Genomic DNA, 18,799 nt, shown 5'->3' with positions numbered 1-18,799 from the left:
CAGTCCCGTCCCGCCGGCACCCGAGATCACCCGCGAACGCGCAGGCACGGCGAAGTAGCCTCGCGGACGCGGTGACCGGCGACTCAGGGGCATCGCGTTCCCCGTCGAGGAAAAGACCTGGCCCGTGAGATACGAGTACGAGTACGAGTACGAGAAGGACGGCGCGGCGATCTACCGACGGTCGTTCGCCACCATCCGCGCCGAGGCCGACCTGCGCGGACTGCCCGAGGACGTCGCCCACGTCGCGGTGCGGATGGTCCACGCCTGCGGCCAGGTCGACCTGGTGGAGGACCTGGCGTACTCGCCCGACGTCGTGGTGCGGGCCCGCGAGGCGCTGGACGCCGGCGCCCCGGTGCTGTGCGACGCGCAGATGGTGGCCGCGGGCATCACCCGCCGGCGGCTGCCCAGGGACAACGACGTCGTGTGCACGCTGAACGACCCGCGCACGCCCGAGCTGGCCCGGGAGCTGGGCACCACTCGCACCGCGGCGGCGCTCGAGCTCTGGCGCGACCGGCTCGACGGCGCAGTGGTGGCCATCGGCAATGCGCCCACCGCGCTGTTCCACCTGCTGGAGACGGTCGCCGCCGGCGCACCCCGCCCGGCCGCCGTGCTCGGCATCCCGGTCGGCTTCGTCGGCGCGGTGGAGTCCAAGGAGGCGCTGGCCGCCTCGGACCTGGAGTTTCTGGTGGTGCGCGGCCGGCGCGGCGGGAGCGCCATCACCGCGGCGGCGGTCAACGCGATCGCGAGCGACGTCGAGTGAGCGGACAGGGGCGTGAGCATCGCAGCGAGGAACGAGCGAGGAGCGGAGCGTCCCGCGGGAGCGGGGGGCATCGAATGACCGGCCGTCTCTACGGCGTCGGGCTCGGTCCCGGCGACCCCGAGTTGGTCACCGTCAAGGCCGCCCGGCTGATCGCCGCCGCCGACGTCGTCGCCTTCCACGCCGCCCAGCACGGCCGATCGGTGGCGCGCGCCGTGGCCGCGCCGTACCTGCGGGAGGGCCAGGTCGAGGAGCTGCTGGTCTACCCGGTCACCACCGAGGCGACCGACCACCCGGGCGGCTACCAGGGCGCCATCGACGACTTCTACGAGGCGGCCGCGGCCCGGCTGGCCGCGCACCTCGACGCCGGCCGGGACGTCGCCGTCCTCGCCGAGGGGGACCCGTTCTTCTACGGCTCGTACATGCACATGCACAAGCGGCTGGCGCACCGCTACCCGACCGAGGTGGTGCCCGGGGTGACCAGCGTGAGCGGGGCCGCCGCGGCGGTCGGCCGGCCGCTGGTCGAGCGCGACGAGGTGCTCACCGTACTGCCCGGCACCCTGGGCGCCGACGCCCTCGCCGCGCGGCTGGCCACCACCGACGCCGCGGCGGTGCTGAAGCTGGGCCGCACGTTCCCGGCCGTCCGGGAGGCGTTCGAGGCGGCCGGAGTGCTCGACCGAGCGCTGTACGTGGAACGGGCCAGTACCGGCCGGCAGCGGGTCGCGCCGTTGGCCGACGTCGACCCGGCCACGGTCCCCTACTTCTCGCTCGCCCTGCTGCCCAGCCCGCTGACCGCGCCGATCCCGGGTCTCGAGCAGCCCGGCCAGGCCGCAGCGCACGACGGCGAGGTCGTCGTCGTGGGGCTCGGGCCGGGCCGGCGGTCGTGGACGACACCGGAGGCCGCCGAGGCGCTGGCCGCCGCCGACGACCTGGTCGGCTACGGCCCCTATCTCGAGCGGGTGCCGGCCAACCCCCGGCAGACCCGGTACCCGAGCGACAACCGGGTGGAGGCCGAGCGCGCCGCGCACGCCCTTACCCTCGCCCGGTCCGGACGGCGGGTCGCGGTCGTGTCCAGCGGCGACCCCGGCGTCTTCGCGATGGCGGCCGCAGTGCTCGAGGTGGCCGAGCGGCCGGAGTTCGCCGACGTCCCGGTGCGGGTGCTGCCCGGGCTCACGGCCGCCCAGGCGGTCGCGGCGCGGGTGGGTGCGCCGCTGGGCCACGACTTCGCGGTGATCAGCCTCTCCGACGTCCTCAAGCCTTGGAGTGTCATCGTCGAGCGGCTGCGCCACGCCTCGGCGGCCGACCTGGTGCTCGCCCTCTACAACCCCCGGTCGAAGACGCGCCCGCACCAGCTCGCCGAGGCCCAGCAGGTCCTGCTCGAAATCCGCAAGCCCGAGACGGTCGTCGTCGTCGGCCGTGACGTCGGCGGCCCCGAGGAGCGCGTGCGGGTGACCACCCTCGGCGAGCTCGACCCGGAGACCGTCGACATGCGCTGCTGCGTGATCGTCGGGTCCTCGCAGACCCGGGTCGGCAGCACCGATGCCGTCTACACGCCCCGACGCTTCCCCGGACGGGCGGACGCAGGACCTTCGACGGGGGTGTAGACACGTGCCCTCGTATTACCGACGGCCTGGACCAGCCCCTCTGACGTGAGATCTGCCAGAAGTCCCCGAACGACCTCCTTGGGTATGCGAAGCTCGACGGCCGCATCGGCCACCGAGAGGCGCCCTCGCGTCCGGACGAGTTCCAGCAGCTGCTCCCGTCGGCGAGCCTGCGCCGCGATCCCGTAGGAGCCGACGCGAGCAACGACCTCGCGACTCAACTCGTAGTACGTCCCGCCGCGCTCACCCACCTGAACGAGCAGCGCCTTGTAGAACATGCCACGAAGCAGGGCCGAGACATCGACATCTGATCCGAGGAGTGCCCGGACGCTACGCCGCGTGACGCGCCCTTCATGCCGGGCCTGCACCAGCACACGGCGCTCATCGGCGGTCATGGGAGTCGCGCTCAGCATGGACAACCACACCTGATCGTCGATGCTGACAGGAGATTCGCTGCGAAGCACGACGGTGACGGATGCATCGGTGGCCATCCACGCGGGTTCAGGTAGCAGCCGACCTGCCATGCCCTCGTACATGCGGTCGACACCCTCACCGAACTCATCGACGAGATCGAGGCTCTTGAGGGCTCCCATCAACCTCCCGTTCCGGGAGAAGTGCTCATTTCGCAAGTTGTCCAGGGTGACGTGTCCGGCCAGACCTCCGGGACTCCGGACCTCGAGGCGGTCGGTGAAGAGCGTGACATCGACCGTGCCACCCGATAGCTGATAATCCCGGTGCGCCAGAGCGTTGAGGAGGGCCTCGCGAAGCACCTCACGGGGATACGCCGGCACGACTTCTCGCCGGAGACCGACAACAGCCTCGTGTCGCTGCCCCGATGCCTCGATGAGTGCGACCAAGTCGTCCACCAGCCGCGGAAGTGGAGCACTCAACGTCCTCCTGGACTTTGATGCGCCGGTCCGTGACGCTGCGTCCTGCCGCTCGACGAACTGGACGCGTGCCCCTCTGATGTGCGCATCGGGGACTGTCGTGGCCAGGACGACCCCCGCAACGGTGGGGACCAAGGAGCCGTCCCGTTGAACTGCCAAGCCCAGATCAGCCATGGACTTGAGCGCAGTGCGCCGTGTGGCGCGCGGGCGCTTCTGTGCCGACAGCAACTCGTTCAGAGCATCGAGATCGACGTCCACCGCCGTGACGTCTGGTACGGGGTCATCCTCGCGAGGGTGAAGAGTGATGGCCCGAACGAAGCGAGCGAGCGCATCGCCCCTGAGAGGCTGATTCGAGGAACCGACGCGACGAAGGACGCGGCCATTGGGAGTGGTGACGAGGCGCCCCGCCACCGCGGGCACCTCGATGAGGACCACCGGGATGCCATCCACGAGGAGCTCGTGCGTACGGACGGAGACCTCGACGTCATGTCCCGCCGTCATCACGCCGTCGTAGACGTCCTGGTCGAGCGGCGCACCGACGACCTGCCGCTCGTCATCGATTCCGATGACCACGATGCCGCCCGAGGTCATGGCCATCGCGGCGAAGGTGTCGGACAGGCCCTTCGGCACACGGGCTTTGAAGTCGAGACGCTCGTGCTCGACCCTGCCGACGGCAGCCCACAGCTCCCCCGCAGACACAGCGGACACGGAGAAGAGCTCCGATGGGTTCAGGACCACAACGCCAACATAGTCGTATGTTGAGCCCGCAGAGCAGCCGACCCCGCAATCGAGCGCAAAGATTCCCGAATGTTGCGCCAGAGTGCTGCGCAGTCCCGGCTCGCCCCGAACCCGGGTTGACCACACCGGCGCAGTCCACGGCCCCGCACCTCCCGGACGCCGGTCGGGAAAGAGGCTCTCCTCTGCCAGGCCCCTTTCCTGGATCTCCATGGGTCTCAGGGTGCCGAGGAGGGTCGGCCGAGGAGGGGGCAGGCCAGCCACAACCGGCCTTGCCAACGGCGTGACACTCAGTGCCACGGCTGGCACGATGAGCCGCGAGTGGCGCCCGTCACCCCGACCCGGGACGGCGCCGAGGAGGACCGGGCGATCGCGGGAGGGCTCATGGCGAGCACCAGGGACTGGTTCGAGACCGTCGAGGAGGCCCAGCACCGCGCCAGGAAGCGGCTGCCGAAGTCGGTCTACCTGGCGCTGGTCGCCGGCACCGAGAAGGGGCTGACCGCGAGCGACAACGTCGCCGCCTTCGACGAGATCACCTGGCGCCCGCACGTCGCCGACCTGCCGGGCAAGCGCGAGCTGGCCACCACGGTGATGGGTCAGGAGGTGTCCATGCCGGTGCTCATCTCCCCCACCGGCGTGCAGGCGGTGCACCCCGACGGCGAGGTCGCGGTGGCCCGCGCCTCCGCCGCCGAGGACGTCGCGATGGGCCTGTCCTCGTTCGCCAGCAAGCCGGTCGAGGAGGTCGGCGCAGCCCAGCAGAAGCTGTTCTTCCAGATGTACTGGGTCGGCGACCGCGAGACCATCCTCGCCCGAGCCGAGCGGGCCCGCGCCGCCGGTGCCAAAGGGCTGATCATGACGCTGGACTGGTCGTTCGCCTCCCGCCGGGACTGGGGCAGCCCACCGATCCCCGAGAAGATCGACCTGAAGAACGCGCTGAAGTTCGCGCCCGAGGTGACCCTCAAGCCGCGCTGGCTGGCCACCTACCTGCGCTCCGGATCGATCCCCGAACTCACCGTCCCCAACCTGGCGCTCGGTGGCGAGGAGCCGCCGAACTTCTTCGGGGCATACGGCCAGTGGATGGGCAGCCCGCTGCCGACCTGGGAGGACGTCGCCTGGCTGCGCGAGCAGTGGGGCGGGCCGTTTCTGCTCAAGGGCGTCACCCGCCCCGACGACGCCCGCCGCGCCGTCGACGCCGGCGTCACCGCCATCTCCGTCTCCACCCACGGCGGCAACAACCTCGACAGCACGCCGGGCGCGATCCGCTCGCTGCCCGGGGTGATCGACGCGGTGGGCGACCAGGTCGAGGTGGTCATGGACGGCGGCGTCCGCCGCGGCGCCGACGTGGTCAAGGCGATGGCGCTCGGGGCCAGGGCGGTGATGATCGGCCGGGCCTACCTGTGGGGCATGGCGGCCAACGGGGAGCGCGGCGTGCAGAACGTGCTCTCGATCATCCGGCAAGGGATCGACGAGGCGCTGATGGGGCTCGGCAAGGCCTCGGTGCACGACCTGAGCCGCGAGGACGTCGTCCTGCCCCCGAACTTCACCCGCAGCTGAGCGGCGCGACCTGCCGGGCGGCGGGAATGCGAGCGCGGCCGGCGGGCTTGCCCAGGTGCGTGCCCGTCCGCCGCGTCTCCCGCGCCGTCTCCTTCTGGACGGCGGGCGCGCTGCTCGTCCTGGTGCTGGCCGCCTCCGGCGTCCCCTCGCCGCTCTACCGCGTCTACCAGGAACGGTTCGACTTCTCCGCCGGCGTGCTGACGACGGTCTTCGGGATCTACGCCTTCGCGCTGCTCGCCGCGCTCCTGGTGGTCGGCGCGCTGTCCGACCACGTGGGCCGGCGTCCGGTGCTGGTCGCCGGTCTGCTGCTGCAGGCGGTCGCCAGCCTGCTGTTCTTCGCCGCCGACGGGGTCGGGTGGCTGCTGACCGCCCGCGTCGTCCAGGGCCTGTCGGTCGGCACCCTCACCGGCGCGCTCGGCGCCACCCTGCTCGACCTGCAGCGCAGCGACCGGCCCAAGGGTGCCCTGCTCAACAGCGCCTCGCCGGGACTGGGGCTGGCCCTCGGCGCGGTCGGGGCCGGCCTGGCGCTGGAGTTCGTGCCGGCGCCCACCACCTGGGTCTTCGGGACGACGGCGGTGCTGTTCGCCGTCTCCGCCGTCCTGGTACCGGTGCTGCTGCCGGAGTCCTCCCCCAAGGTGCCCGGCGCGCTGGCCTCGCTGCGGCCGCGGGTACACGTGCCCGCCGCCCAGCGCGGCGCGTTCCTCGTCGCGCTGCCCTGCCTGGTCGCGCTGTGGGCGCTGGGCGGCTTCTACCTGTCGCTCGGCCCGTCCCTGGCCGGCGCCGTGTTCGGCATCGAGGACCACCTCGTCGCCAGCCTGCTGCTGGTCGCGATGAACCTGACCGGCGCGGTCGGGTCGGTGAGCCTGTGGCGGACCGATCCGCACGTCGCCATGCTCACCGGCTGCCTGGTGTTCGCCACCGGCGTCCTCGGCACTCTCGGTGCGCTGGCCACCGGGAGCAGCCCGCTGCTCTACGCGGCGGCGGTCGTCTCCGGGTTCGGCTTCGGCGCGGCCTTCCTCGGCGCGATCGCCACCGTCACCCGCGGAGTGGCCCCGGGCGAGCGCGGTGGGCTGCTCTCCAGCGTCTTCGTCGTCGGTTACCTGGCCTTCAGCGTCCCGTCCATCGCCGCCGGGCTGGCCTCCGGCGAGGTGGGGCTGCGGCCGACCGCCGGGGTGTACGGCGTGGTGGTGGTAGCCCTCGCCCTGGTGGCGGTGGCCGGGCTGCTGCGGCGACGCCGCGCCGAGCGCCGGGCCGCCTCGGCGGAGCAGCCGGAGCCGATCGCGGCCTGAAGAAGGACCCCCCTGCCCCCCACCGTCCGCCAGCTCGCGGCGGGGCCGGCAGGGGGCCGCCAGGGTCAGTTGTAGGGGTTGGCCTTGAGCAGACGGGCCAGGTGCGCGGTGTTGGCCGCGAGCGTGGCCGTCGTCGAGGCGACCGCCTCCGGGGTCTTCTCCAGGTCGAGGTAGTCGGTGCCGCCCATCGCGTGGTCGTTCCAGTACGTGGCGGCCTGCGCCGGGATGGTGAAGCCGACGTCGTCCAGGGCCTGCATGAGATCGGCGGTGATCTTGTGCGCGCCGTCCTCGTTACCGACGACGGCCACGGCGGCGACCTTGCCGCTGAGCAGCGGCCGGCCGGTGTCGTCGGTCTCCGACAGCTCGCCGTCCAGCCGCTCGAGCACCCGCTGGGCGACGCTGCTCATGTGCCCGACCCAGGTCGGGGTGGCCACGACCAGGATGTCGGCGGCCATCATCTTCTCCCGGATCGCCGGCCACTCGTCGTCCTCGCCCATGTCGACCTCGACCCCGGGCTTCACGTCGTGGTCCACCACGCGGACGACCTCACCGGTGACCCCGTGTCCGCCGAGCGCGTCGAGCACCTCCCGGGCCATCTTCTCGCTGCTGGACGGGGCGGGTGAGGGCTTCAGGCTGCACACGAGGGCAAGGGCACGGAGGGACACGGTCTCGGTCATGATCTACGCCGTGCCCGACCCGGCCGCCCGTCACACGTCCTGTCACGCGCCCGTCACCTGAGAAGGGACCCCCTGCCCCCACCACTCGCGAGCTCGCGGCGGGCTCCTGCAGGGAAGCCGCCGTCCTCCCCGCCCCTCGCAGGGTCGGCAGAAGGACCGCCTCCTCCCCGCCCCTCGCAAGCTCGCGGCGGGCCCCGGGAGGCGGCCGGGACGGGGCCGGTCGGGTCAGCGCAGGACGGCGTCCAGGAAGCCGCGCACCCGCTGCTCCAGCTCGGCGGTGCGCTCGGCGGCGACCTCGTCCGGGTCGCGCTCGCGCAGCCACGGTGGGATCTCGGTGCGCGCCCGGATGGCGCAGGCCAGGTCGGCGCAGATGTAGGTGCCGACCGTGTTGCCGTCGCGGCCGGCGTCGCCCTTCCGGCGGGCCGTGAACAGCGAGACGTCGCTGCCCGACTGCGCCGTCTGGCAGAGCGGGCACATCGCCGGAGTGGCCGAGGACATACGGGTGTCCGCGGCGCGGACGGCGACGCCGACCGGCTGCCCGTCGCGCTCCACCACCAGGTAGCCGCGCAGCGGCGCCTCGGGGTCCCGCCAGCCGAGGACGACCAGCTCGTCGCACGGCGTCGCGGCGAACGTGCGCGGCAGCGTCATGGCGTCGGCCTCGCCGCGGGAGCAGTTCACGAACGAGCGGCGCAGCTGCTGCTCGGTGATCGGGCGCACGGGCCTCGGCCTCCTGGTGCGGGGGTGGCCGGAGCAGCCTGCGTGCCGCGGCCCGGCGGCGTCACCTCATATGGGCGCGATCACAGGACCCGGGCGGCCACCCAGTCCTGCGCCTCGTCGACCGTCGCGACGACCGGCAGGCCGTCGGGAAGCGGGGGCCGGCGGACCAGCACCACCGGGACACCGAGCTGCCGGGCCGCGGTCAGCTTGGCCGCGGTCATCGGCCCGCCGCTGTCCTTGGTGACGAGGACCTCGACGTCGTGCTCGCGCAGCACCGCGAGCTCGTCCTGGACCGTGAACGGCCCCCGCGCGAGCAGCACGGTTGCCTGCGCCGGCAGCGGCGGGGACGGCGGGTCCACCGAGCGCACCAGGCAGCGGCCGGTCAGGCCGGCGAACGCGGCCAGCCCCTGCCGGCCGGTGGTCAGGAAGACCGACCCGAACCCGGTCACCGCCGTCGCGGCCTGCTCCAGGGAATCCACCCAGCGCCAGTCGTCGCCGGGCCGCGCCGTCCAGCCGGGGCGCTGGAGGCGTAGCAGGGGCGTGCCGGTGGCCGCGGCCGCCGCGGCGGCGTGCGCGGTCATGGTGGCGGCGAACGGGTGGGTGGCGTCGACCAGCGCCGCCACGCCGTCCAGCGCCGTCGCGAGGCCCGTGGCGCCGCCGAAGCCGCCGACCCGCAGCTTCCCGGGAGGCAGCACCGGGTCGACGACCCGGCCGGCCAGGGAGCTGAGCACGTCGACGCCCTCGGCGACCAGCCGCTCCGCGAGTCGTCGGGCCTCCGCCGTCCCGCCGAGGACCAGCACCCGGCCGGTCATCGCCACCGCCCGTGCATGCTGATCGCGTGACGCAGCGCGGGCCTTCCCGGGAGCAGGGGACGGGGCTGCGCTACGGCTGGACGACCGGCGCCTGTGCGACCGCCGCGACCACCGCGGCCTACACCGGGCTGCTCACCGGCGAGTTCCCCGACCCGGTGCGGATCGACCTGCCGAACGACAGGCACCCGACCTTCGCGCTGGTCCGCGAGTCGCTCTCGCCGGGCACCGAGGCCACCGTCGGGATCGTCAAGGACGCCGGCGACGACCCCGACGTCACCCACGGCGCGCTGGTGTCGGCGCGGGTGACCCACGGCGACCCCGGGTCCGGCGTGGTGTTCCGGGCGGGTCCGGGAGTCGGCACGGTCACCAAGCCGGGGCTGCCGCTGGCGGTGGGCGAGCCGGCGATCAACCCGATGCCGCGGCAGTTCATCCGGGAGCACGTCGCTGCGGTCGCGGCCCGGCACGGCGGCACGGGGGACGTCGTCGTCGAGGTGTCGGTCGAGCACGGCGAGGAGCTGGCGCGGAAGACCTGGAACCCGCGGCTGGGCATCCTCGGCGGGCTGTCCATCCTCGGCACGACCGGCGTCGTCGTCCCCTATTCGTGCTCCTCGTGGATCGACTCGATCCGCCGCGGCATCGACGTCGCCCGCGCGGCCGGGCACGCGCACGTCGCGGGGTGCACCGGCTCGACCAGCGAGCGGGTCGTGACCGAGCTGCACGGCCTGCCCGAGGACGCGCTGCTCGACATGGGCGACTTCGCCGGAGCGGTGCTGAAGTACCTGCGCCGCCACCCGGTGCCCCGACTGACCGTCGCCGGCGGCATCGGCAAGCTCGCCAAGCTCGCCGACGGCCACCTCGACCTGCACTCCGGCCGCTCGCAGGTGTCGACGGAGTCGCTGGCCGCGATGGTCCGGGACGCCGGCGGGTCGCCAGAACTGGTCGAGGGCGTGCGTGGCGCCAACACCGCGCTCGACGCGCTGCAGCAGTGCCAGGCGGCCGGGCTGCCGCTGGGCGACCTGGTCGCGGCCGGCGCCCGGAAGACCGCACTCGGCGTGCTCCGCGGGGCGCCGGTGGAGGTCGACGTCGTGGTGATCGACCGCGGCGGCACCGTCGTCGGCCGCGCCTGAACGGCCCCGCTGCAGGGGCCCGCCGCGAGCCCGTCCGGCCCCCTCCCGGGGACCGCCCCGAGCGCGCGAGGGGTGGGGAGGAGGGGGTCCTTCCAGGGGAGCAGCGGGGTCCTTCATCTAGCGACTCCGCATCGTGGAGTAGAGGTGGCTGTCGGGGAACTGCGCGGCGGTGAGCACCGGGCCCACGATCACCACGGCCGTCCGCCGGACCCCGGCGGCCTCGACCTGGTCGGCGATGTCGGCCAGCGTGCCGCGCAGCACCAGCTCGTCGTCCCGGCTGGCGCGGGCGACGACGGCGACCGGGCCGTCGTCGCCGTAGTGCTCGGCCAGCTGCGGGGCGAGCTCGGCGATCCGCTGGACGGCCAGGTGCAGCACCAGCGTCGCCCCCGTGGCGGCGTAGGCGGCCAGCTGCTCGCCCGGCGGCATCGGGGTGGACCGGGCGGACGTCCGGGTGAGGACGACGGTCTGCCCCACCCCGGGCACGGTGAGCTCCCGCTTGAGCGCTGCGGCCGCCGCCGCGAACGCCGGCACCCCGGGCACCACCTCGTAGGGAACCCCGGCCGCGTCCAGCCGGCGCATCTGCTCGGCCATGGCGCTCCAGATCGACGGGTCGCCGGAGTGCAGCCGGGCGACGTCGAGGCCGGCCTCGTGGGCGGTGACCAGCTCGGCGGTGATCTGGTCGAGGTCGAGATCGGCGGTGTCGACCAGCCGCGCGCCGGCCGGAGTGGTGCCGAGCAGCTCGCGGGGCACGAGGGCGCCGGCATAGAGGCAGACCGGCGCGGTCGCGATGATCCGGGCCGCACGCAGCGTGACCAGGTCCGCGGCCCCGGGCCCGGCCCCGACGAAGTAGACGGTCACCGTGTCACTGTCGCCCTACCGGGCGACACCGCGATCACCCGGTCGTCCTACCGGACGACACCGCGGCCAGGTGCCGTCCCCCGCGTGCGCGGAGCCCATCCGGCCACTCGTCGGGGACCCTCCGGGCCCCACTCCTCGCGACCACGGTCACGATCACCTCGACACGCTCCAGATCGTCACGGGCATGGCCGGCCGCCAGCCGGTGAGGCCGCCGACCGGCTCGGCCCGCTGCACGGCCAGGCGCACCAGCTCCCCGCCGACCCGGCTCCGCCACGCGGCCAGCACCGCCTCTCCCTCGACCGTCACCGCGTTCGCGACCAACCGGCCGCCGGCCCGCAGCGCGTCCCAGCAGGTCTCCAGCAGCCCTTCGCTGGTGAGCCCGCCGCCGATGAAGACCGCGTCCGGCGCGGGCAGCCCGGGAAGTGCCGCCGGCGCGCGCCCCTCCACCACCTGCAGCCCGGGGACGCCGAGCCGCGCGGCGTTCCCGCCGATGCGCTGCGCCCGCGCGGCGTCGGACTCCACCGCGACCGCCCGGCAGGAGGGGTGCACCCGCATCCACTCGATGCCGATCGAGCCCGCCCCGGCGCCGACGTCCCACAGCAACTGCCCGGGCAGCGGGGCCAGCCGGGCCAGGGTGACGGCGCGGACGTCGCGCTTGGTCAGCTGCCCGTCGTGCCGGTAGACGTCGTCGGGCAGGCCGGGCACGGTCGGCAGGGGCACGGTGCCGGGGTCGGCGACCACCTCGACGGCGGTGATCACCAGCGGGTCGGTCTCGGCGTGCGGCCAGCCGGCGGCGGGGCCGGTGACCTGCCGCTCGGCCGGACCGCCCAACTGAGCCAGCGCGACGAGCCGGCTGGCGCCGTAGCCGTGCCCGGCCAGCAGCCGGGCCACCTGCACAGGGGTGCCGCCGTCCGAGCCGAGGACCAGCAGCCGGCGCCCCGGCGTCGCGTGCGGCGCGACCAGCTCGACCGGGCGGCCCACCACGGACACGACCGTCGTCTCCTCCACCGCCCAGCCCAGCCGGGCGCACGCCAGCGCCACCGACGACGGGTGCGGGACCACCTCGACCGCGCCCGGGCCGTGCAGGCGGACCAGCGAGGTGCCGACGCCGGAGAGCATCGGGTCGCCGCTGGCCAGGACGACGACCCGTCGGCCCGGGTGCGCGTCGAGCAACCCGGCCATCGCCGGCGCCATCGGCGAGGGCCAGGGCACCCGCTCGGCCGGGACGGCGTCCGGCACGAGGGCCAGCTGGCGGGGGCTGCCGCGCAGCACGTCGGCGTCCTCGACGGCCCGGCGGGCCCGGGGCGAGAGCCCGTCCCAGCCGTCCGCGCCGACGCCGACGACCACCACGGGCGTGCTCACGCTGTGCCCTTGGGCGCGACTCCGCGCTCGCTCCGCTCCTCGCTCGCAGAGCTCGCTGCGATGCTCACTCGCTGTCGTCACGCGGGCAACTCCCCCGCCGGCCCCGCGGCCTCGGCCAGCAGCCTCGCCCGCAGCTCCTCGGGCAGCCGGTCGACGTAGACGGTCCCGTTCAGGTGGTCGACCTCGTGCTGGAGGCAGCGGGCCGCCATCCCGGTGGCCTCGATCGACACCGGCGCGCCCGCCGCGTCGACGCCGTCCACCCGGGCGCGGAACGCCCGCGGCAGCTCGGCGTAGGGGCCGGGCACCGAGAGACAGCCCTCGTCGGTGACCTCCTCGGCCGGCTCGCCCGCGCGCCCCTCGAGCACGGTGAGCTCCGGGTTGACCACGTAGCCGACGACGTCCTGGCCGTCCGCGTCGGGGCAGTCGACGACGAAGACGCGGGCGTCGACGCCGATCTGGTTGGCGGCCAGGCCCACGCCGTCGGCGGCCTCCATGCTGGCGAACATGTCGAGGACCAGCCGGCGGAGGTCCTTGCCGAACTCGGTCACCGGCGCGCACGGCCGGTGCAGCACGGGGTCGCTGCCGTAGGTGACGATCGGCCGGGCGACGCCGCTGTAGCGGCCGGGCAGGCGCATGACCCCCGATCCTAGGGACGGCGCCGGTTGGCACGATGTGCCGCGTGCTGCCCCCGCGTGACCTCCCGACCGCCGCGGGACTGGCTCTGGGCGCCGCGGCCGACCTGCTGCTGGCCGATCCGCGGCGGTGGCACCCGGTCGCCGGCTTCGGGCGGGCGGCCGCAGCCCTGGAGCGCCGGCTCTGGCGCGATTCCCAGGCCGCCGGGGCCCTGCACGCCGGTCTGCTGACCGGGGCGGCCACCGGCCTGGGTGCCGCGCTCGACCGGGCCACCCGCGGCCGGCCGGTCGCCCGCACCCTGGTCACCGCCGCCGTCGCCTGGGCGGTGCTCGGCGGCACCTCGCTGGGCCGGGCGGGAACGGCGATGGCGCGGACCCTCGACGCCGGCGACCTCCCCGCCGCCCGCGCTCTCCTGCCCACCCTGGCCGGCCGCGACCCGTCGGGGCTCGGCGAGGCCGAGCTCGCCCGGGCGACCGTCGAGTCACTGGCGGAGAACACCTCCGACGCCGCCGTCGCCCCGCTGGTGTGGGGGGCGCTCGCCGGCCTGCCCGGTCTCCTCGGGTACCGAGCGGTCAACACCCTCGACGCGATGGTGGGCCACCGCTCGCCCCGGTACGCGCGCTTCGGCTGGGCGGCCGCGCGCACGGACGACGTCGCCAACTGGCTGCCGGCCCGGCTGACCGCCGCGCTCACCGTGGTCACCGCACCGCTGGCCGGGGGCTCGGCGCGGGACGCGTGGGAGACGTGGCGGCGGGACGGCGCCGCCCACCCCTCCCCCAACGCCGGCCGCTGCGAGGCCGCGCTGGCCGGGGCCCTGGATCTGCGGCTGGGGGGCCGCAACGTCTACGGCGGCCGGGTGGAGGAGCGGCCCGCGCTGGGCAGCGGGCGGGCACCGACGGCCCCCGACGTCCCCCGTGCCGTGCGGCTCTCCCGCGCGGTGTGGACGGCGGCCGCCGTCCTCGCCGCGGCCACCCGCGGCCGTCCCCGGCCCTGACCGGGCCGCCGCATCCACGACCCGCCGGGGACGCGGCGGAGGACACGCCGGAGTGCGCGCGGACCATCGCGGACGGGTGTGCGCGTCGGCTCCGGACGCCGTACGGTCCGAGGAACGGAGTGGCCGGTGGCCTCGGGTCACGGGCGTACCGCGGCGGTCGAACACACGGCCGGTGGCGCTCCGGCCGGGCCCGGCCCCGGCGGCACCCCGTGGAGTCGACATGACCGCGACCCCGTCGCCCACCCTCGCCCGCAGCACCGTTCCCGGTGGCCGGCCGGCCCCGCAGCCGGCACGGCCCGTCCCCGCCGCGCGGCGGTTGGTCGGCCGGTACCGCTACGACCGGCGCAGTGGCGCGTGGACGTGGTCGCCGGAGATGTCCGTGCTGCTCGACGTGGCCCACGCCGGCGGCCACCCGTGCACCGAGCTGCTGGTCCGCTCGCTGCACCCGGCCGACCGGCCGAGGGTCCTCGACGCCATCGGCGGCGCCTGCACCGCCGGCCGCTCCTTCGCGCTGCGGGTACGGCTGGGCAGCCGTGGCGGCGTCGAGCGTCCCGCCGTCCTCGTCGGCGAACCGGTGGTCGACGCGGCCGGGGCGGTCGACGCCCTCGAGGGCGTGCTGGTCGAGGTGCCGCCGGAGCCCCGGCCCGCCGCGACGCGGCCGGGAACGCCCGAGACGGAGGACGATCGGGTGCGGGCGCTGGAGACCGAGGTGGCCCAGCTGCGCACCGCCATGAGCAGCCGAGCCGCGATCGAGCAGGCCAAGGGCATCCTGATGCTGCTCGCCGGTTGCGGGGAACAGGTGGCCTTCGACCTGCTGGCGCACATCTCGAGCAACTCCCACCGCAAGGTCCGCGACGTCGCCGTGGCCATCGTCGAGTCGGCGGCGGGGCACGCCGGCCTGCCGGGAGACATCCAGGCACTCCTCCGCGACGTCTGCCCGCCCCGCCCGCACCCGCACTGACCGCGCGTGGGCCCCGGGAGCCCACCGGCCCCGGGGCGCACGGGAGAATGCCGCTGTCGCCGGCGGCCGCCGGCGGTCCCCGAGCCGAGAGGGGATGCGCGGCGTGCTCTACCTGGTCGTCCGGTTCCTGCTGCGCCCGTTGTTCCACGTCGCGCTGCGCACGCACGTGACGGGGCAGGAGAACGTCCCGCCCACCGGCCCGGTGATCCTGGCCAGCAACCACCTGTCGTTCATCGACAGCATGGTGATCCCGCTGTCGGCCCCGCGCCGCGTGCACTACCTCGCCAAGGCCGAGTACTTCACCGGACCCGGGTTCGGAGGCTGGCTCACCCGGACGCTGTTCACCGCGCTCGGGGCCATGCCGGTGCAGCGACAGACGTCCCGGGCCGCGCAGGAGGCCCTCGACACCGCGCTCGGGGTGCTGCACCGGGGTGAGGGGTTCGGCATCTACCCGGAGGGCACCCGCTCGCGGGACGGGCGGCTGGCCCGCGGGAAGACCGGGGTCGCCTGGCTCGCGCTCACCGCCGACTGCCCCGTCGTCCCCGTCGCCGTGGCCGGCACGGAGAAGGTGCAGCCGGTCGACACCCGCTGGCCCCGGCCGCACAAGGTGTCGGTCGCCTTCGGCAAGCCGCTGACCTTCCCCGAGCACCGCGGCATGGCCGTCAACGGCCGGGCCCGGCGGGCGGTCACCGACCAGGTCATGGAGGCGATCGCCGAGCTGTCCGGACAGGAGAAGGCCGGCTGGGGTCAGCCGGCGGCATGAGCGGGACCGTTACCCGGCGCCCGGCCTCCGGCGGCGCCCTGCTCGTCGCCGGGACGACGTCGGACGCCGGCAAGTCGGTGGTCACCGCCGGCATCTGCCGCTGGCTGGTGCGCCAGGGGGTCTCCGTGGCGCCGTTCAAGGCGCAGAACATGAGCAACAACTCGATGGTCACCCCCGACGGCGCCGAGATCGGCCGGGCCCAGGTCGTGCAGGCCGCCGCCGCCCGCGTCCAGCCGGAGGCGGCGATGAACCCGGTGCTGCTCAAGCCGGGCGGGGAGGACTCGAGCCAGGTCGTCGTCCTCGGCCGGCCGGTCACGGACGTGACCGCGCTGTCCTACCGGCCGATGAAGGCGGCGCTGCTGGAACAGGTGCTGGCGTGTCTGGCCGACCTGCGGGCCCGGTTCGACGTGGTGGTGTGCGAGGGCGCCGGCTCCCCCACCGAGATCAACCTGCGCGCCGACGACATCGCCAACATGGGGCTGGCCACCGCGGCGCAGCTGCCGGTGGTCGTCGTCGGCGACATCGACCGCGGCGGCGTCTTCCCGGCGCTCTACGGCACGGTCGCGCTCATGCCACCGGCCGACCAACGGCTGGTCGCCGGGTTCCTGGTGAACAAGTTCCGCGGCGACGTCCGGCTGCTGCGCCCCGGGCTGGACGCGCTGACCGGGCTGACCGGCCGGCCGACCCTGGGCGTGCTGCCCTGGCTGGCCGGCCTGGACCTGGACGTCGAGGACTCGCTCGGCCTCGGGGCCCCGCGCGCCGCCGCCGGTCCGCCGCACGGTGCGGACGTGCTGCGGGTCGCCGTCGCCCGGCTGCCCCGGCTCTCCAACTCCACCGACGTGGACGCCCTGGCGGCCGAGCCGGGGGTGCTGGTCCGCTACGCCACGACGCCCGAGGAGCTGGCCGACGCCGATCTCGTGGTCCTGCCCGGCACCCGCGCGACGGTCGCCGACCTCGGCTGGCTGCGGGCCACCGGCCTGGCCGACGCCGTCGCGCGCCGGGCCGCCGAGGGGCGGCCGGTGCTGGGCATCTGCGGCGGGCACCAGATGCTCGCCCGCGCGATCACCGACGACGTCGAGTCACGGGCCGGCACCGTGTCCGGCCTCGGGCTGCTGCCCGCCGACGTCCGGTTCGCGCGGGAGAAGACGCTGGGCCGCCCGGTCGGGACGGCACTGGGCCAACCGGTCCGCGGCTACGAGATCCACCACGGCGTGGTCACCGTGGACGACTCCGCCGAGCCGTTCCTCGACGGCGCCCGCGCCGGGTCGGTGTGGGGCACGACCTGGCACGGCGCGCTGGAGAACGACGGCTTCCGGCGGGCGTTCCTCGCCGAGGTCGCCCGCGTGGCCGGCCGGCGGTTCGTCGCGGCGCCGGACACCGACTTCGCCGCCGTCCGGGAGGGTCGGCTGGACGCCCTCGGCGACCTCGTCGCCGAGCACGCGGACACCGACGCGCTGTGGCGGCTGGTCGAGGACGGCGTCCCCGGCGGGCTGCCGGTGCTCCCGCCCGGGGGTGCGGTCAGCCCCCGGTGAGCCGGGCCCGGACGCCGTCGGGCCACGGCGCCTTGCCCGCCTCGGTGATGCAGACGTAGGTGTTTCGGACGACGCAGCAGACCCGCTCGCCCACGCGGACGGTGAACCGCACCGTCACGCTGGTGCGGCCGACCTTCTCGGTCTCGGCGTCCACGGTGACGGAGTCACCGAAGCGCGCCGACGACGACCACTCCAGCGAGCTGGCCTTGACCACCGGGTCGACGCCGCTGGCCACCAGCTCGTCCCACGGCAGGCCGTGCGTGGTCCACCAGGCGTTGGAGGCCTCGTCCGCCCACGTCAGGTAGTGCGCGTTGAAGACGACGCCCTGCTGGTCGCACTCGACGTACCGGACCGGGGAGCTCCACCGTGCAGTCACGGACGATCACCGTAGCCAGTCCGTAGCCGGGCTACGGTGCCCCCATGGACACCGCTCCCGACGTCCTGGCGCGCTACCGGGCACCCTCCGGACTGGTGCTGGACAAGGTGATCGACCATCTCGACCGCCACTGCCGGGCCTTCGTCGGGCTCGCCCCGTTCGCGACGCTCGCGACGGCGGACGCCGAGGGTTGGCCGGACGTCTCTCCCCGCGGCGGCGACCCGGGGTTCGTGCACGTCCTCGACGAGCACCGGCTGGCCCTGCCCGACCGGCCGGGCAACAACCGGGTGGACAGCCTCCGCAACGTGGCCGCCAACCCCCGCGTGGCGCTGCTGTTCCTGGTGCCGGGCATCGAGGAGACGCTGCGGGTCTTCGGCACCGCGGAGCTGGCCGACCCGGTCGAGCTGCACGCCGACCTGACCGAGTTCGGCCGCGCGCCCCGATCCGTCCTCGTCGTGACCGTGACGCGGGCCTACTTCCAGTGCGCCAAGTCGGTCATGCGCTCGGGGCTGTGGGACCCGCAGCGGCAGGTGGAGCGATCGGCCTTCGCCCCGATGCGCGAGGTCTTCGGCGACCACTGCCGGCTGACCACTCCGCTGCCGGACGACGCGGTGATGCGCGCGGACCTGGCCCAGGAGCTCTGAGCGAGGCCAGGCGAGGGCCGGCCGGGTGCCCGGGAGGGGGCCTCAGCCGACGCGCAGGTCGCGGGCCAGCTTGCGGTAGGCGACGGTGCGCTCGGCGACCGACCGTCGGCGACCTCGTCGGTCGCGGCGGTCGCTGCCGAAGTAGCGTGCGTCCTCCACGAGCTGGAAGGCGGCGAGGACGCTCGCCTTCACCTCACGCCCCCGTGGTGCGGCAGGAGGAAGCGGCTCGGCCGAGGTCATGGTGACCCCCCTCTCCCGGGGAGGATCGCGTCCGCCCCGTGGGGACATGGTGCCCTCTCATCGGCAGGTCCAACCCTTTTCGTGACGATTTGGTGCCTGTGTGTCACAGGTGACACATGAGCTGCGGCCGCGGCCGGCCATGGCGGCCCCGTACCGTGCCGCCATGGCCGGCCTCTCGCTGCCCCGGGTGCTCAGGTCGCTGCTGCGCGCGGCGCTGCCGCCGGCCGGGCGCCGCGCGGTCTCCCGCGCCGTCCCCCGCGCCGTCCCCCGCCGGGAGGCG

The 18,799-nt window shown here is 74.9% G+C and carries 19 protein-coding genes; 10 read left to right on the top strand and 9 right to left on the bottom strand.

Annotation, left to right across the window (positions count from 1 at the left end):
- Positions 1-124 precede the first annotated feature (124 nt).
- Both E4P41_RS02265 and E4P41_RS02260 read left to right on the top strand, forming a co-directional pair.
- Entirely contained in the window at positions 125-760 is a 636-nt protein-coding gene (locus E4P41_RS02265; RefSeq protein WP_135139259.1) for a precorrin-8X methylmutase, read from the top strand.
- A 74-nt stretch (positions 761-834) separates the two neighbouring features.
- On the top strand, positions 835-2,361 hold the full coding sequence (locus E4P41_RS02260; RefSeq protein WP_135139258.1) for a precorrin-2 C(20)-methyltransferase: 1,527 nt from the start codon (positions 835-837) through the stop codon (positions 2,359-2,361).
- Here the strand turns inward: E4P41_RS02260 and E4P41_RS02255 are convergent.
- Positions 2,304-4,193 (bottom strand): ATP-binding protein, encoded by a 1,890-nt coding sequence (locus E4P41_RS02255; protein WP_135139257.1) that lies wholly within the window; start codon positions 4,191-4,193, stop codon positions 2,304-2,306. The two genes, E4P41_RS02260 and E4P41_RS02255, sit on opposite strands and share 58 nt — an antisense overlap.
- Positions 4,194-4,364: 171 nt before the next feature.
- Between E4P41_RS02255 and mftD the strand changes: the two genes are divergently transcribed.
- Positions 4,365-5,534: a pre-mycofactocin synthase MftD gene (gene mftD / locus E4P41_RS02250; RefSeq protein ID WP_135139349.1), complete on the top strand. Its 1,170-nt coding sequence runs from the start codon at positions 4,365-4,367 to the stop codon at positions 5,532-5,534.
- A gap of 59 nt (positions 5,535-5,593) precedes the next feature.
- Positions 5,594-6,823 carry an MFS transporter gene (locus E4P41_RS02245; RefSeq protein WP_245177055.1) on the top strand — a complete coding sequence of 410 codons (1,230 nt, stop codon included), beginning with the start codon at positions 5,594-5,596 and terminating at the stop codon, positions 6,821-6,823.
- Positions 6,824-6,888: 65 nt separating this feature from the next.
- Here E4P41_RS02245 and E4P41_RS02240 read toward each other — a convergent pair whose 3' ends face one another.
- The 3 genes from E4P41_RS02240 to E4P41_RS02230 form a co-directional block, all read right to left on the bottom strand.
- The gene (locus tag E4P41_RS02240; RefSeq protein ID WP_135139255.1) at positions 6,889-7,500 is read right to left on the bottom strand and encodes an NAD(P)H-dependent oxidoreductase; all 612 of its coding nucleotides are present in this window, start codon (positions 7,498-7,500) and stop codon (positions 6,889-6,891) included.
- A gap of 225 nt (positions 7,501-7,725) precedes the next feature.
- The gene (locus tag E4P41_RS02235; protein ID WP_135139254.1) at positions 7,726-8,217 is read right to left on the bottom strand and encodes an FBP domain-containing protein; all 492 of its coding nucleotides are present in this window, start codon (positions 8,215-8,217) and stop codon (positions 7,726-7,728) included.
- A gap of 80 nt (positions 8,218-8,297) precedes the next feature.
- Positions 8,298-9,029, bottom strand: coding sequence for a cobalt-precorrin-6A reductase (locus E4P41_RS02230; RefSeq protein ID WP_135139348.1), 732 nt, complete (start codon positions 9,027-9,029; stop codon positions 8,298-8,300).
- A 26-nt stretch (positions 9,030-9,055) separates the two neighbouring features.
- Between E4P41_RS02230 and E4P41_RS02225 the strand changes: the two genes are divergently transcribed.
- Complete coding sequence (locus tag E4P41_RS02225) at positions 9,056-10,156, top strand: cobalt-precorrin-5B (C(1))-methyltransferase (RefSeq protein WP_135139253.1); 1,101 nt, start codon at positions 9,056-9,058, stop codon at positions 10,154-10,156.
- A gap of 117 nt (positions 10,157-10,273) precedes the next feature.
- Here the strand turns inward: E4P41_RS02225 and cobM are convergent, their stop codons facing one another.
- The 3 genes from cobM to def form a co-directional block, all read right to left on the bottom strand.
- On the bottom strand, positions 10,274-11,014 hold the full coding sequence (gene cobM / locus E4P41_RS02220) for a precorrin-4 C(11)-methyltransferase (RefSeq protein ID WP_135139252.1): 741 nt from the start codon (positions 11,012-11,014) through the stop codon (positions 10,274-10,276).
- Positions 11,015-11,167: 153 nt separating this feature from the next.
- Positions 11,168-12,376, bottom strand: coding sequence for a precorrin-6y C5,15-methyltransferase (decarboxylating) subunit CbiE (gene cbiE / locus E4P41_RS02215; RefSeq protein WP_135139251.1), 1,209 nt, complete (start codon positions 12,374-12,376; stop codon positions 11,168-11,170).
- Positions 12,377-12,453: 77 nt separating this feature from the next.
- Entirely contained in the window at positions 12,454-13,011 is a 558-nt protein-coding gene (gene def / locus E4P41_RS02210) for a peptide deformylase (RefSeq protein WP_135139250.1), read from the bottom strand.
- Positions 13,012-13,046: 35 nt separating this feature from the next.
- Here def and E4P41_RS02205 point away from each other — a divergent pair, with 35 nt between their 5' ends.
- The 4 genes from E4P41_RS02205 (at position 13,047) to E4P41_RS02190 (ending at position 17,259) form a co-directional block, all read left to right on the top strand.
- Entirely contained in the window at positions 13,047-14,003 is a 957-nt protein-coding gene (locus E4P41_RS02205; protein ID WP_135139249.1) for a cobalamin biosynthesis protein, read from the top strand.
- Between the two features lie 220 nt (positions 14,004-14,223).
- Positions 14,224-14,964, top strand: coding sequence for an ANTAR domain-containing protein (locus tag E4P41_RS02200; RefSeq protein WP_135139248.1), 741 nt, complete (start codon positions 14,224-14,226; stop codon positions 14,962-14,964).
- 94 nt (positions 14,965-15,058) lie between these two features.
- Positions 15,059-15,727 carry a lysophospholipid acyltransferase family protein gene (locus tag E4P41_RS02195; RefSeq protein ID WP_209307489.1) on the top strand — a complete coding sequence of 223 codons (669 nt, stop codon included), beginning with the start codon at positions 15,059-15,061 and terminating at the stop codon, positions 15,725-15,727.
- Positions 15,724-17,259, top strand: coding sequence for a cobyric acid synthase (locus E4P41_RS02190; protein ID WP_135139246.1), 1,536 nt, complete (start codon positions 15,724-15,726; stop codon positions 17,257-17,259). Before E4P41_RS02195 ends, E4P41_RS02190 begins: the two co-directional genes overlap by 4 nt.
- Here the strand turns inward: E4P41_RS02190 and E4P41_RS02185 are convergent.
- On the bottom strand, positions 17,246-17,635 hold the full coding sequence (locus E4P41_RS02185) for a thioesterase family protein (protein WP_135139245.1): 390 nt from the start codon (positions 17,633-17,635) through the stop codon (positions 17,246-17,248). The genes E4P41_RS02190 and E4P41_RS02185 overlap by 14 nt on opposite strands.
- Positions 17,636-17,679: 44 nt before the next feature.
- Between E4P41_RS02185 and E4P41_RS02180 the strand changes: the two genes are divergently transcribed.
- On the top strand, positions 17,680-18,279 hold the full coding sequence (locus E4P41_RS02180; RefSeq protein ID WP_135139244.1) for an MSMEG_1061 family FMN-dependent PPOX-type flavoprotein: 600 nt from the start codon (positions 17,680-17,682) through the stop codon (positions 18,277-18,279).
- Positions 18,280-18,321: 42 nt separating this feature from the next.
- Here the strand turns inward: E4P41_RS02180 and E4P41_RS02175 are convergent, their stop codons facing one another.
- Entirely contained in the window at positions 18,322-18,519 is a 198-nt protein-coding gene (locus E4P41_RS02175) for a hypothetical protein (protein ID WP_135139243.1), read from the bottom strand.
- Between the last annotated feature and the right edge of the window lie 280 nt (positions 18,520-18,799).

This window comes from Geodermatophilus sp. DF01-2 (assembly GCF_004571065.1).
Lineage (GTDB): Bacteria > Actinomycetota > Actinomycetes > Mycobacteriales > Geodermatophilaceae > Geodermatophilus.
The sequence above is the reverse complement of the archived record's forward strand: the minus strand, read 5'-3'. Positions and strand labels throughout refer to the sequence as shown.

Bases quoted from the DNA above. Each gene is read 5' to 3' on its own strand.
- E4P41_RS02260 (WP_135139258.1), top strand. From the start codon at position 835: ATGACCGGCCGTCTCTACGGCGTCGGGCTCGGTCCCGGCGACCCCGAG.
- E4P41_RS02255 (WP_135139257.1), bottom strand. From the start codon at position 4,193: ATGGAGATCCAGGAAAGGGGCCTGGCAGAGGAGAGCCTCTTTCCCGAC.
- mftD (WP_135139349.1), top strand. From the start codon at position 4,365: ATGGCGAGCACCAGGGACTGGTTCGAGACCGTCGAGGAGGCCCAGCAC.
- E4P41_RS02240 (WP_135139255.1), bottom strand. From the start codon at position 7,500: ATGACCGAGACCGTGTCCCTCCGTGCCCTTGCCCTCGTGTGCAGCCTG.
- E4P41_RS02230 (WP_135139348.1), bottom strand. From the start codon at position 9,029: ATGACCGGCCGGGTGCTGGTCCTCGGCGGGACGGCGGAGGCCCGACGA.
- def (WP_135139250.1), bottom strand. From the start codon at position 13,011: ATGCGCCTGCCCGGCCGCTACAGCGGCGTCGCCCGGCCGATCGTCACC.
- E4P41_RS02205 (WP_135139249.1), top strand. From the start codon at position 13,047: ATGTGCCGCGTGCTGCCCCCGCGTGACCTCCCGACCGCCGCGGGACTG.
- E4P41_RS02200 (WP_135139248.1), top strand. From the start codon at position 14,224: ATGACCGCGACCCCGTCGCCCACCCTCGCCCGCAGCACCGTTCCCGGT.
- E4P41_RS02195 (WP_209307489.1), top strand. From the start codon at position 15,059: ATGCGCGGCGTGCTCTACCTGGTCGTCCGGTTCCTGCTGCGCCCGTTG.
- E4P41_RS02190 (WP_135139246.1), top strand. From the start codon at position 15,724: ATGAGCGGGACCGTTACCCGGCGCCCGGCCTCCGGCGGCGCCCTGCTC.
- E4P41_RS02180 (WP_135139244.1), top strand. From the start codon at position 17,680: ATGGACACCGCTCCCGACGTCCTGGCGCGCTACCGGGCACCCTCCGGA.
- E4P41_RS02175 (WP_135139243.1), bottom strand. From the start codon at position 18,519: ATGACCTCGGCCGAGCCGCTTCCTCCTGCCGCACCACGGGGGCGTGAG.